Annotated in this window: 13 protein-coding genes and 1 tRNA gene; 7 read left to right on the plus strand and 7 right to left on the minus strand. The window is 67.9% G+C overall.

Going from position 1 to position 12,706, the window contains the following annotated elements; all coding sequences use genetic code 11:
- Window positions 1-66 precede the first annotated feature (66 nt).
- Both SOM18_RS12745 and SOM18_RS12750 read right to left on the minus strand, forming a co-directional pair.
- A tRNA-Leu gene (locus SOM18_RS12745) sits at window positions 67-153 on the minus strand.
- Window positions 154-315: 162 nt separating this feature from the next.
- Window positions 316-1,302: an MJ0042-type zinc finger domain-containing protein gene (locus SOM18_RS12750; RefSeq protein WP_320481796.1), complete on the minus strand. Its 987-nt coding sequence runs from the start codon at window positions 1,300-1,302 to the stop codon at window positions 316-318.
- Window positions 1,303-1,500: 198 nt separating this feature from the next.
- Here SOM18_RS12750 and ftsE point away from each other — a divergent pair, with 198 nt between their 5' ends.
- From ftsE to SOM18_RS12770, 4 genes are read left to right on the plus strand one after another with little or no spacing between them, the layout of a single operon-like run.
- Window positions 1,501-2,211 (plus strand): cell division ATP-binding protein FtsE, encoded by a 711-nt coding sequence (gene ftsE / locus SOM18_RS12755; RefSeq protein ID WP_056406665.1) that lies wholly within the window; start codon window positions 1,501-1,503, stop codon window positions 2,209-2,211.
- Entirely contained in the window at window positions 2,208-3,086 is an 879-nt protein-coding gene (locus SOM18_RS12760; RefSeq protein ID WP_320481797.1) for a cell division protein FtsX, read from the plus strand. Before ftsE ends, SOM18_RS12760 begins: the two co-directional genes overlap by 4 nt.
- Entirely contained in the window at window positions 3,083-3,619 is a 537-nt protein-coding gene (locus tag SOM18_RS12765) for a YdcF family protein (RefSeq protein WP_031393671.1), read from the plus strand. Before SOM18_RS12760 ends, SOM18_RS12765 begins: the two co-directional genes overlap by 4 nt.
- Entirely contained in the window at window positions 3,616-4,302 is a 687-nt protein-coding gene (locus tag SOM18_RS12770) for a lysophospholipid acyltransferase family protein (RefSeq protein WP_031439520.1), read from the plus strand. Before SOM18_RS12765 ends, SOM18_RS12770 begins: the two co-directional genes overlap by 4 nt.
- Before the next feature lie 26 nt (window positions 4,303-4,328).
- Here SOM18_RS12770 and SOM18_RS12775 read toward each other — a convergent pair whose 3' ends face one another.
- Entirely contained in the window at window positions 4,329-5,237 is a 909-nt protein-coding gene (locus tag SOM18_RS12775) for a prephenate/arogenate dehydrogenase family protein (RefSeq protein WP_031439519.1), read from the minus strand.
- Window positions 5,237-6,334, minus strand: coding sequence for a histidinol-phosphate transaminase (gene hisC / locus SOM18_RS12780; RefSeq protein ID WP_031439518.1), 1,098 nt, complete (start codon window positions 6,332-6,334; stop codon window positions 5,237-5,239). The genes SOM18_RS12775 and hisC overlap by 1 nt, the downstream gene beginning before the upstream one ends.
- A gap of 73 nt (window positions 6,335-6,407) precedes the next feature.
- On the opposite strand from hisC, the gene metX reads away from it, so the two are divergent.
- The 3 genes from metX (at window position 6,408) to SOM18_RS12795 (ending at window position 8,670) form a co-directional block, all read left to right on the plus strand.
- Window positions 6,408-7,547, plus strand: a complete 1,140-nt coding sequence (gene metX, locus SOM18_RS12785) for a homoserine O-acetyltransferase MetX (RefSeq protein ID WP_031439517.1) — start codon at window positions 6,408-6,410, stop codon at window positions 7,545-7,547.
- Complete coding sequence (gene metW / locus SOM18_RS12790) at window positions 7,544-8,164, plus strand: methionine biosynthesis protein MetW (protein ID WP_031439516.1); 621 nt, start codon at window positions 7,544-7,546, stop codon at window positions 8,162-8,164. Before metX ends, metW begins: the two co-directional genes overlap by 4 nt.
- A 110-nt stretch (window positions 8,165-8,274) precedes the next feature.
- On the plus strand, window positions 8,275-8,670 hold the full coding sequence (locus SOM18_RS12795) for a response regulator (RefSeq protein WP_320481798.1): 396 nt from the start codon (window positions 8,275-8,277) through the stop codon (window positions 8,668-8,670).
- A gap of 16 nt (window positions 8,671-8,686) precedes the next feature.
- Here SOM18_RS12795 and SOM18_RS12800 read toward each other — a convergent pair whose 3' ends face one another.
- The 3 genes from SOM18_RS12800 to feoB all read right to left on the minus strand — a co-directional run bounded on the left by SOM18_RS12800 (window position 8,687) and on the right by feoB (window position 12,698).
- Window positions 8,687-10,138 (minus strand): sensor histidine kinase, encoded by a 1,452-nt coding sequence (locus SOM18_RS12800; protein WP_081874124.1) that lies wholly within the window; start codon window positions 10,136-10,138, stop codon window positions 8,687-8,689.
- Between the two features lie 101 nt (window positions 10,139-10,239).
- A complete protein-coding gene (ssb, locus tag SOM18_RS12805; RefSeq protein WP_192007870.1) occupies window positions 10,240-10,827 on the minus strand; it encodes a single-stranded DNA-binding protein in 588 nt (195 codons plus the stop codon).
- A gap of 8 nt (window positions 10,828-10,835) precedes the next feature.
- Complete coding sequence (gene feoB, locus SOM18_RS12810; RefSeq protein WP_031439774.1) at window positions 10,836-12,698, minus strand: ferrous iron transporter B; 1,863 nt, start codon at window positions 12,696-12,698, stop codon at window positions 10,836-10,838.
- Between the last annotated feature and the right edge of the window lie 8 nt (window positions 12,699-12,706).

Raw genomic sequence — 12,706 nt, forward strand, 5'->3', positions numbered from 1 at the left:
CGCAGGACGGACCGTCATGTCCCCCATGGGGGTGGTTCTGATCCGGGTCGGTAGAAACGAGGAAAGTGGTGCGGCCGAGAAGACTCGAACTTCCACGGGCTTTCGCCCACAACGACCTCAACGTTGCGCGTCTACCAGTTCCGCCACGGCCGCACGTGAAACACTGACCGGACAAGCCGGCTAGCTGGTAGGCCGGTGCCACTAGCAAGGCTTTTGCGATCCCGCAACGCCCTTTCGCCATCGAATGCGCGCCGCTGCGAGAAAATCATGTCGCAGGGCCCTATGCCGCCACCGCGTCGGGGCGGCGGAACCGGATCAGGAGGCGTTTTCGCCGGCAAAGCTCAGCTCGAGCCGTTTCGAATTCGACGGCACGTCGAGTTTGGCGGAGTTGAAATCGATCGCCGCGCCAGGTGTCAGCGTCCGCTTTTGCGGGGTGATCGTCCAGCTATACACGATCCGGCCCTGCGCATCGCGCAGCTCGGCGCGGATGTCGGGCACGCGCTGCGTCGAATCGGAGGGATTGGTGACCTGGCCGCTGACCGCGAACAGCTCGGATCCGTTGTCCAGTTCGCGGCGCTCGATCGGATTGTCGCGCAGTCGCAGCGGTGTCTCGTCCGCGCCCGTCACGAGTCCAAGCTGCGTCGCAAGGCCAGGCGCGCCGACATAGAGGATCGCAGCGACGCCCAGCAGCATCAGAAGCCCGGCCGCCACCGCACCGATCGTCCACAGCCGGGTGGTGTTGCGCCGTGCGCGGAACGGCGGGGCATGTGCGAATGCATCATAGGAATCGGCGTCGCTCCGGCTGCCCGCATAGGAGGACGGAGCGGCGCTGTCGGTGTTCGCGGCCGGCACGGTCGTCGCAACCGCCGGCAGCTCGGCCTGCTCATCCGCGACATTCGATGCGGCGGCCGGCGCGGCGGCAGGCTGGGCAGCCAATGGCGCAAAGGGTCGGATGATCGGCGGCGGCAGATCGTCGGCGGTCTGCGCAGCCGAAGGCGGCGAAGACATCGGAACCCCGGACGGGGTGGGCGAGGACGGACTTGGCCACGCCGGATTGGGCCAGACCGGGGGCGCGGCGGGCTCGGCGTCGAACGCCGCGCCGAACGGCGGCGCGGGCGCGAAGCCGAGCGGGGCCGCGGGCATTGCCTCCGCAGGGGCCGGCGCGTCGGGCGCCGTGATGTCAGTCGCGGCCTGGAACCAGCTGTGGCGGCAATTGGCACAGCGCACGGTCCGACCTTCGGTGCCGATCGCGCTGTCGGGGACCAGATAGCGTGTGCTGCACTCGGGGCATTGGAGGATCATCGGGCACGATTCACTGCGGGCCGCGGGACGGGGCCGTTCGCGGTCAAACTAAGCACGTGGCCCCCGCTCGTGGCAAGCATCATGCGCCCGGATGCTGTCTGCCGCGCTGCAGATGGCCGCCAGCTTGAAGCCGCGCGCGCTTTCATGCGAAAGCGAGGCTCACGGCACAGGCGAACTCGGGCGGGCGCGACCAATTTCATGGCGAATATCGTGCAGTTCGAAAATGTTGGCTTGCGCTACGACACCGGCGCGGAAACGCTGTCCGACATCTCGTTCACGCTGCGCAGCGGCGCCTTCTACTTTTTGACCGGCGCGAGCGGTGCGGGCAAGACGTCGCTGCTCCGGCTGCTCTATCTCGCCCAGCGCCCGAGCCGCGGCGTGATCCGGCTGTTCGGCGAGGATGCCGTGCTGCTCCCGCGTGACCGGATGCCGGGGTTCCGCCGCCGCATCGGCGTGGTGTTCCAGGATTTTCGGCTCGTCCCGCACCTGTCGACCTGGGACAATATCGCTCTGCCGCTACGCGTCGCGGGGATGCCCGAGGCGGATCTGCGCCAACCGGTCGAGGAGATGCTCGCCTGGGTCGGCCTGACCGAACGCGCCGAGGCACGACCGGCGACCTTGTCGGGCGGTGAGCAGCAACGCGTCGCGATCGCCCGCGCGGTGATCGCCCGGCCCGAGATGCTGGTCGCGGACGAGCCGACCGGCAATGTCGATCCCGACATGGCCGAGCGGCTGCTGCATCTGTTCGAATCGCTCAACAAGCTCGGCACGACGGTGGTGGTCGCGACGCATGATCTGCACCTTCTGAACCGGATTCCAACCGCGCAGATGATGCGGCTCGATCACGGCCGATTGCTCGATCCGACCGGGTCGTTGCAGTACCCCCCATCGCCCCGGGCCGAGCCATGAGCCGCGCATCCGAACGTCGCGTGCTCGACGAGGCTGGCGGCGTCCGTGCCATGACCTGGGTCATGGCGATCATGCTGTTCCTCACCATGCTTGCCGCCGCGCTGGGGCTGGGGACCGCGGGTGCCGCCCGCGCGCTCGATCGTCAGCTGGCGGGGCGGCTGACGGTCCAGATCATCGACGGCGACCCGGTCCGGCGTGATGCCAGTGCCGCCCGCGTCCTCGCGACGCTGCGGACGCTGCCGGAGGTGACCCGCGTCGCCGCGGTCGATCGCGCCGAGCTGACGCGGCTGTTGCGACCCTGGCTCGGCAGCGACGGCGCCGATCCGGGGCTGCCCGTGCCGGCGATGATCGACGTCGATCTGGGCGGCCAGGACGATGCCGCGGTCGCCGCGGTCGCGCGCGCGGTTCGCGGCGTTGCGCCGACCGCGCGCGTCGACCGGCACGAAACCTGGATGTCACCTGTCAGCGGGGTAATGCGCTCGCTGACGCTGCTCGCGCTCGGCATCGTCCTGCTGATGGCCGGCGCGACCGCCGCAGTCGTCGTGCTGGCGGCGCGCGCGGGACTTGAAACGCACCGCGCGACGATCGAGGTCATGCACATGCTGGGGTCGACCGATCTGCAGGTCGCGCGTCTCTTCCAGCGTCGGGTGGCGATCGACGCCGCGATCGGCGGCGTGGCCGGTGCCGGCGTCGCGATCGCCGTCATTTTGCTGATCATGACCCGGTTGCAGGGGCTGGGCTCCGAACTGCTCGACGGGGGGCGGTTATCCTCGACCGACTGGGCCACGCTGGGCACGATGCCGATCGGGTTCATCGTGCTGGCGATGGTCGCCGCGCGCGCGACGATCGTGCGCGCGATGAGGACGACCCTGTGATTGTCCGCCTTCTGGGTGTCGGTGTGCTCGTCTGGGCGCTCGGGTTCGCCGCGTTCATGCTGCTCCTGCCGCCGCCGCTCAATGGCTCGACCACCGATGCGATCGTCGTGCCGACCGGCGGGGCAGGGCGGATCGATCGCGGTCTGGCGCTGCTGCGCGACCGCCAGGCCAAGCGGATGCTCGTGACCGGAGTCGCGCCCGGCGTCCGCCCGATCGACCTCGCGCTCGAATATCGCACCTCGCCCAGCGTCTTCGCCTGTTGCGTCGATCTCGGCGCGGATGCGGTGGATACGCGGTCGAATGCCGAGGAAACCGCGCGCTGGGTCAAGACGCACGACTATCGTACCGTGCGCCTCGTCACCTCGGACTGGCATGTCCCGCGCGCCAAGATGGAGCTTGCCGCGGTGCTCGGGCCGCGGGTGCTGGTGCTCGGCGACGGCGTCCCCGGCACGCCGCGGCTCGGGACGCTGGTCAACGAATACAACAAGTTGATCCTGCGACGGATCGCATTGTGGATAGGATTTGGCGCATGATCGCCTGGTTACGAACGATCGTCTTCATGATCGTCTTTTACAGTATCTCGGCGCCGATCGTGCTGACCGTGCCGATCAGCGCACTGTTCGGGTCGCGCGCGGTGATCGTCCATTCGACGGTGTGGACGCGGTTCCACCGCTGGGCGACGCGCTGGATCCTCGGCATCCGGATCCGGATCGAGGGGACGCGGCCCGACGTCGCGGCCTTCTACGCGTGCAAGCACCAGGCGATGTTCGAGACGCTCGAGCTTCAGGCGCTGCTCGACGGGCCGGCGATCGTGTTGAAGCGCGAACTGGCGGACATCCCCGCCTGGGGATGGGCGGCGCGACGCTATGGTGCGATCGTCGTCGACCGCGACGCATCCGCCAAGGCGCTGCGCAACATGATGCGCGAGGCGATCGCGGCCAAGGCGACCGGGCGCTCGGTCCTGATCTTCCCCGAAGGCACCCGGGTCGTGCCCGGCGAGCATCCGCCGCTCAAGCCGGGTTTTGCGGGCCTCTACCGCGCGCTCGGCATGCCGACGGTCCCAATCGCCTGCGACAGCGGCACCGTCTGGCCGCGCAAGGGGCCCAAGCGGGCGGGCGTCATCACCTTCCGCTTCGGCGAGGTCGTCCCCGCCGGTCTCAAACGCGAGGAGGCCGAGGCGCGCGTCCATGCGGCGATGAACGCGCTCGACGGCTGACGCCGCTGGCGGCGCTCCGAGCGGGGTCAGTCGTGCGCGCGGCCGAAATCGGCGGCGTCGTCGTCCTGACCCTGTTCGACGATCGACCGGCGCACCGCGCGCGTGCGCGTGAACAGGTCGAACAGCTCGTCGCCCTTGCCCCAGCGGATCGCGCGTTGCAGCGCGCTCAGATCCTCCGAAAAGCGTTGCAGCATGTCGAGCACCGCCTCGCGGTTGGTCAGGAACACGTCGCGCCACATCGTTGGATCCGACGCGGCGATGCGCGTGAAGTCGCGAAAGCCGCCCGCCGAATATTTGATCACCTCGGACTGGGTGACCTCTTCCAGATCGCTCGCGGTGCCGACGATCGTGTAGGCGATCAGATGGGGCAGATGGCTGGTGATCGCCAGCACCCGGTCGTGATGATCGGGGGCCATGAACTCGATCTGCGCGCCCAGCCGCCGCCAGAATTCGGCGACCCGCTCGACCGCAGCCGGATCGGCGCCCTCGGGGGGCGTGACGATGCACCAGCGATGGTTGAACAGTGTCGCGAACCCCGCCTCGGGCCCGCTGCGTTCGGTGCCAGCGACCGGATGCGCGGGGATCACGGTCGCGCCCGGCAGCGCCTCCGCCAGCACGCGTGCGACCTCGGTCTTGCTGCTGCCGACATCGCTGACGATCGCCTCGGCGGGCAGGTCCGCGGCAAACTCCGCCGCGACCGCCGCCATCGCGCCGACGGGGACGCACAGGATCACCAGATCGGCGTCGATCACCGCACTGCCCGCGGTGTCGGCGATGTCGTGGCACAACTCCAGCCGGTCCGCGGTCGCACGCACCGCGGGATCGACGTCATAGCCGGTGAGCCGCACCGTCGGCATCGCCTGCAGCACGCCGCGCGCGATCGACGACCCGATCAGCCCCAGTCCTAGGATCGTGACGCGTGCGAACGGCAGCATCAGCCCCGCTCGACCAGCGCGCGCAACGCCGCGATCACGCCGCGCGTCTCATCCTCGGTGCCGATCGTGATGCGCAGCGCATTGGGAAGGCCCTGTCCGGGCAGCCAGCGGACGATATACCCCGCCTCCATCAGCCCGTGATAGGCCGCGTCGGCGGTCAGCTGACCTTCGAACAGGACGAGCACGAAATTCGCCTTGGAGGGTACGCAGCGCAGGCCGGCATTACCCATCTGCGCGACCTGCTCGACGAACCAGCCGCGCCAGCGGTCGTTGTGCGCGCGAGTCGCATCGACAAAGCCGGTATCCGCCAGCGCCGCGACGGCCGCCGCCTGGCCCGCCGTCGTGACGTTGAAGGGCGCGCGGATGCGGTGCATCGCATCGATGATCGGCGCGCAGGCATAGCCCCAGCCGATCCGCTCCGCGGCAAGGCCGTGGATCTTCGAGAAGGTCCGCGTGACGAGCACGTTCGCCTCGGTCATCGCCAGCGCGAGGCCGGCATCATCCTCCTCGGGGCTGAGATATTCGGCATAGGCCTGGTCGAGGACGAGCAGCACCGAGCGCGGCAGGCCGGCGTGCAACCGGGCGATCTCGGCGCGCGGCGTGAACGTGCCGGTCGGGTTGTTCGGGTTGGCGACGAACACGACGCGGGTGCGTTCGGTGACCGCGGCGAGGATCGCATCGACATCGGTCGCATAGTCGCGGTCGTCGACGACGACCGGCTCGGCACCGACGCGCCGCGTCGCGATTTCGTAGACCGCAAAGCCGTAGCGGACATGGATGATCTCGTCGCCGGGGCCCGCATAGGCGCCCGCGACCAGATGCAGGATCTCGTCCGATCCGGTGCCATAGATCACGCGTGCCGGATCCAGGTCGTAATGCGCCGCCAGTGCCTCGCGCAGCGCGGTCGCGCTGGCGTCGGGATAGCGTTCGAGCGTGTGATCCGCGCCGTCGAACGCGGCCTTGGCCGCTGGGCTCGTCCCAAGCGGGTTCTCGTTCGACGACAGCTTGATCACCGTGCGGCCATCATCGGTCGTCGAGCGACCGGGCGTGTACGGCGCGATCCCCAGGATCCAGGGCTTCGGCGTGGGTGCGGGCATGATGTTTGTCATGGCCGCGGGGCATAGCGGTCGGTGTGGCGCAGTGGCAAATGGTTGTGGTAGCGGACGCGTCATGCTCGACACGATTGATCCCGACCGGACGACCGACGCGCGCTTCGGCCTGGCGCGTCGCGTGACCTTGCCGGGACCGTTGCGGCTCGATGGCGGCGTCCTGCTGTCGCCGGTCGACATTGCCTATGAAACCTATGGCACGCTGAATGCCGACGCCTCGAACGCGGTCCTGATCTGTCATGCGCTGACCGGTGATCAGCATGTCGCCTCGACGCATCCGCGGACCGGCAAGCCCGGCTGGTGGACGCGGATGGTCGGTGAGGGGCGACCGATCGATCCCGCGCGGCATTTCATCGTCTGCGCCAATGTGCTCGGCAGTTGCATGGGCTCGTCGGGGCCTGCGACGATCAACCCCGCGACTGGGCGCGCCTGGGCGATGGGGTTTCCGGTCATCACGATCCGCGACATGGTCCGCGCACAGGCAATGCTGCTCGACCATCTCGGCATCGACGTGCTGCAGGCGGTGGTCGGCGGATCGATGGGCGGGATGCAGGCGCTGAGCTGGCCCGCGACCTTCCCCGACCGGGTCCGCGCCTGTGTCGTGATCGCATCGACCGCGCGCCACACCGCGCAGAACATCGCCTTTCACGAGGTTGGCCGCCAGGCGGTGATGGCCGATCCGAACTGGCGCGGCGGCGATTATCACGACGAGTCCGCGCCGACCGCGGGGCTCGCGGTCGCGCGGATGGCGGCGCACATCACCTATCTGTCGGAAGCCGGGCTGACCGAGAAGTTCGGGCGGCGGCTGCAGGCCCGCGACGCCAAGTCGTTCGGCTTCGACGCCGATTTCCAGGTCGAGAGCTATCTGCGGCATCAGGGGCTCGCCTTCACCGACCGGTTCGACGCGAACTCCTATCTCTATATCACCCGCGCGATGGACTATTTCGATCTCGCGGAGGAGCATGGCGGGCTGCTCGCCAACGCCTTCCGCGCGACGAGCGCGCGCTTCTGCCTCGTCAGCTTCGACACCGACTGGCTCTATCCGACCGCGGAATCGCGCAGCATCGTCCAGGCGCTCAATGCCGCAGGCGCGCCGGTCAGCTTCGTCGAGCTCAGCAGCCCGTACGGCCATGACGCGTTTCTGCTTGAGGCGCCCGAGCTCAACCGCGTCGTCGACGGATTTCTGAGGGCAGGGGCATGAGCACCCCGACGCAGCAGGAGACGCTGCGCGCCGACCTGGGGATCATCGCGCATCACGTGGACCGTGGGTCGCGCGTGCTCGACGTCGGATGCGGCGACGGCGCGCTGATGGCGGCGCTCCGGGACGAGCGCGCGGTCGATGCGCGCGGGCTGGAGATCGATCCGGGCAACGTTGCGGCCGCGGTAGGCCGCGGCCTGTCGGTGATCCAGGGCGACGCCGATGTCGACCTGCAGGGCTATCCCGATGCCAGCTTCGACTATGCGATCCTCAGCCAGACATTGCAGACCGCGCGCGCGCCCGACCTGGTGCTCGACCATCTGCTGCGGATCGGTCGGCGCGCCTTTGTCAGCTTTCCCAACTTCGCGCATTGGCGCGTGCGGCTGTCGCTGCTGTGGGGCGGGCGGATGCCGGTCACGCGGCAATTGCCCGAAAGCTGGTACGACACCCCCAACATCCATCACGTCACGATCGACGACTTCCGGGCGTTCCTCCGGCAGCGCGGTGTGATCGTCGAGGGTGCCTGGTTCCTGTCGGGCGACAAGCAGACGACGTCGGCGGCTGCCAACCTGCTCGCCGAGCACGCCGTATTCCTGTTGCGGGGCGAACCGGGGGCATGACCCGGGCGCTCCCCCGGTAACACAGGTTATTTGTTTCAATTCGCTACACGTTCTTGATTCAAATCAATAAACCGAAGGAACGGATAGCCCGGCCAACGGTTGCCACGACAATGACCAAGACCGCCATGATCGTTGAAGATGAAATCTTCGTCGCGCTGGATCTCGAAAGGATCCTGATCGACGCGGGATATCACGTCGTGGCGATCGTGGCGGACCGCGAAACCGCGCTCATCGCCGCGGCCGGATGCGATTTCGCCTTTGTCGACGTCAATCTGCGCGACGGTCCGACCGGTCCGTCGATTGCGGAGACGATTGCGCGCGATCACGGCGTGAAGGTCGTCTTCGTCACCGCCAATCCCAGCCAGATCGGCGACGCCGATTGCCTCGGCTATATCCGCAAGCCGTTCAACGATGCCGCGATCCTCGCCGCCGCCGAACTGGCGACCACGGGTCAGGCGCTACGCGGCGGTAGCGAACTGATCCAGATCCGACGGCGCGGGAACTGACGGGGAGACCGCGCGGTCAGCGGCAGAAGGAGGGGAGGGGGACCCCGATCTCGACGCACAGCCCCTCGGGACGCCAATCGCGCCGCACCGTCCCGCCCAACTGGCGAACCGCACTCATTTCGATCAGCTGACTGCCAAAACCCTTATGGCTCGTCGGGTGCGCGATCGGCGGGCCACCCTGCTCGCGCCAGGTCAGACGCACCGTGCCCGTGGCGCCGTCCCCGTCATGCCCGATCGTCAGCGCGACATGCCCATCGACGGTCGACAGCGCGCCGTATTTCGTCGCGTTCGTCGCGAGCTCGTGAAACAGCAGGGCGAGCGGGGTCGCGGAACGATCGTCGATCCGCACATCGTCGCCGATCACGACCAGACGATCCGTCCCGTCTTGCCGATAGGGTTCGAACAAATCGCCCAGCAGGCCCTTCAGACTGTCCTGCGGGGCTTCCGGACGCGACTGGGTGCTGTGCGGGCGGACGAAGTCGTGTGCACGGCCCAGCGCGGTGATGCGGTGGCGCAGGTCGGTCGCGATCCCGGCGAATTCGGGTTTGCCGCGCGCGGAAAAGGCGATGAGTCCGGCGATGACGGCGAAGATGTTCTTGATCCGGTGGCTCAGCTCCTGGCTGATCACCTCGCGCTCTTCATAGGCGAGCTTCTGCTCGTGGATGTCGGTGCAGGTCCCGAACCAGCGCGTGATCGCGCCCTGGTCGTCGCGTACCGGCAAAGCGCGGCCGAGCACCCAGCGATAGGTGCCGTCCCGGTGCCGCAACCGATATTCGATCGTATAGGGCTCGCCGCTCGCGAGCGAATGGCGCCAGATCGTCCAGGCGCGGTCCTGGTCCTCGGGATGGAACACGTCGTTCCAGCCCTCGCCATCGGTCGTGCCGGGCGTCGTGCCGGTAAACTCGTACCAGCGCGCATTGTAATAATCATGGAAGCCGTCGGGCAGCGTCGACCAGACCATCTGCGGCATCGTATCGGCCAGCGTCCGGAACCGCAGATCGCTCGCCTCGAGCGTGCGCCGCGCCCGCGCCTCGGCAAAGGCCTGTTCGCGCGCGGTCCGGCGATCGTCGAGCCGCCCCATCGCCGCCTTGGCCAGCAGTGTCAGCCCGTCACGCTGGAACGGCGTAAGCCCCGCCCGCGAGGTCGTCGCCAGCACGCACAGCGCGCCGAGCGGCACGCCTTCGCTCGAGACCAGAGGCGCCCCCGCGTAGAAGCGGACATGCGGAGCACCGGTGACGAGCGCGTTGTCCACGAACCGCGGATCGGCCTGCGCGTCGGGCACTTCCATCACGTCGTGATGGTGCATCGCATGCGCACAGAAGGACTGGCTCCGCGGCGTCTGGTCGAGATCGGTGCCGCTGCGTGAAAGGAACCGCTGATATTCCTCCTCGACCAGGCTCAGCAGTGCGATCGGCGCATCGCACAACCGGGCTGCGAACGACACGATGTCGTCCAGCTCACCCTGCATGCGCGCGCCCGCGACATCGTAGGACGAGATGACGCGTGATCGCGCCGCCTCGTCGTACACGCTCGGCGCTACTGGAGTCGAAACGGGCGGCGTCACGATGCTTAGAACGGCACGTCGTCGTCGAGATCGTCCGAGAACCCGCCGGTCTGGCCAAAGCTGCCGCCGCGCGCGCCGCCACCGCTGCCGCCGCCCGACGGCGCCGAACGACCACCGCCGCCGCCGCCGTAACCGCCGCCGCCTGACGAGCCGCCGCCAAAGTCGTTGCCGCCGCCGGCCCAATCGTCGCCGCCGCCGCGGCTACCACCGCCACCGCCTGCGCCGCCGCCCTGGCCGCCATTCGGGCCGTCGAGCATCGTCAGCACGCTGTTGAAGCCCTGCAGCACGATCTCGGTCGAATACTTGTCCTGGCCCTGCGCGTCCTGCCATTTGCGCGTCTGGAGTGCGCCCTCGATATAGACCTTCGAGCCCTTGCGCAGATACTTCTCCGCGACGTTGGCGAGGCCTTCGTTGAAGATGGCAACCGAATGCCATTCAGTCTTTTCCTTGCGCTCGCCCGACATCTTGTCCTTCCAGGACTCGGACGTCGCGATGCGCAGATTGACGACCTTGCCGCCGTTCTGGAACTGCTTGCTTTCGGGATCGCGGCCGAGATTGCCGACGATGATGACCTTGTTGACGCTGCCTGCCATGATGCCCCTCAGAGGCCGGCGAACACCGCCAGCCAATATGTGATTCCGGCCATGATGTAGGCGGCGGCGAACAAATAGCCAACCATGAACGCCGGCCATTTCCACCCGTTCGTCTCGCGACGCGTGACGGCGATCGTCGAGATGCACTGCGGCGCGAATACGAACCACATCAGGAAGGCGAGCGCGGTCGGCAGGGTCCAGCGGCCGCGCAGATTCTCGACCATCGCCTTGCCGCCCTGGTTGCTGTCGGGATCGTCGATCGCATAGACCGTGCCGATCGCCGCGACCGCAACCTCGCGCGCGGCCATCGCCGGGATCAGTGCAAGCACGATGTCGCGGTTGAAGCCGATCGGCGCGAACACCGGGGCAATGCCGTTGGCGATCCGTCCCGCCGCCGAATAATCGACCGGCGACACCTTGCTGCCTTCAGGCGGCTTGGGAAAGCTCAGCATCACCCACAGGATCACGGTCGACACCAGGATGATGCCGCCCGCACGCTTCAGGAAGATCTGCGCGCGGCTCCACAGGCCGATGCCGACGTCGCGCCACTGCGGCCACTGATATTTCGGCATCTCCATCATGAAGCCCGACGACACGCCCTTGGTGACCGTCCGGCGCAGCACCAGCGCGGCGACGAACGCACCGACGATGCCCATCACGTACAGCCCGAGCATCACCAGCCCCTGAAGGCCGACGAACGGCAGGACCTGCGTGTTGGGAATGAATGCGCCGATGATCAGCGTGTAGACCGGCAGCCGCGCGGAGCAGGTCATCAGCGGCGCGATCAGGATCGTCGTCAGCCTGTCCTTCTCGTCGTCGATCGTCCGCGTCGCCATGATCCCGGGGATCGCGCAGGCGAAACTCGACAGCAGCGGGATGAACGCGCGCCCCGACAGCCCGACGCTCGCCATCACGCGGTCCATCAGGAACGCCGCGCGGACCATATAACCGCTCGCCTCGAGCACGAGGATGAACAGGAACAGGATCAGGATCTGCGGCAGGAACACGATCACAGCGCCGACGCCCTTGATCACCCCGTCGACCAGCAGCGACCGGAGCAGCGAATCGGGAAGCTCCGACGTGATGAACGCCTGCAGCGCCGTGAAGCCGCCGTCGATCAGGTCCATGAACGGCTGCGCCCAGCTGAAGACCGCCTGGAACATCAGGAACATGATCGCCAGCAGTAGCACGGGCCCGGCGATGGGATGCAGCGCGACCCCGTCGAGCATGTGCGTCCAGCGCCGTACCGGCGTCTCGGACAGCGTGGCGGCCGTCGCGATGTCGCGCGCGCGCCGCTGCAGCGTGACGATGTCGTCCTGCACACTGCCGTCCGACTTGCGCAGCCGGATCGGACCGTTGACGACGGTCTGCGTCAGGATCGCACGCAGCGCGTCGAGCCCGCGTTTGCGGACCGCGACGGTCGGGATCACCGGCACGCCAAGTTCTCGCGAAAGCACCGCCGCATCGAGTTTCAACCCGTCGCGTTCGGCGAGATCGACCATGTTGAGCGCCACCACGACGGGCAGGCCGAGCGCGATCAGCTGGAGCGTGAAGCGCAGGTGATTGTCGAGATTGGCGGCATCGACGACCACGACCAGCGCGTCGGGCAGGCGTTCGCCGTCCTGCGTTCCGGTGACGACGTCGCGCGTGACGCGCTCATCGGGGGAGGAGGGCTCGAGGCTGTAGGCGCCGGGAAGGTCGACCAGCTCGACCGGGCGGCCGTCATCGAGCGTCAGCCGTCCGGCCTTGCGCTCGACCGTCACGCCTGGATAATTGCCGACCTTCTGCCGCGCACCCGTCAGCGCATTAAACAGCGCGCTCTTGCCGGCATTGGGATTGCCGACCAGCGCGACCAGCGGTGCTGCGTTCATAATGTCAG

Source organism: Sphingomonas sp. CFBP9019, assembly GCF_034045155.1.
Classification (GTDB): Bacteria; Pseudomonadota; Alphaproteobacteria; order Sphingomonadales; family Sphingomonadaceae; genus Sphingomonas; species Sphingomonas aerolata.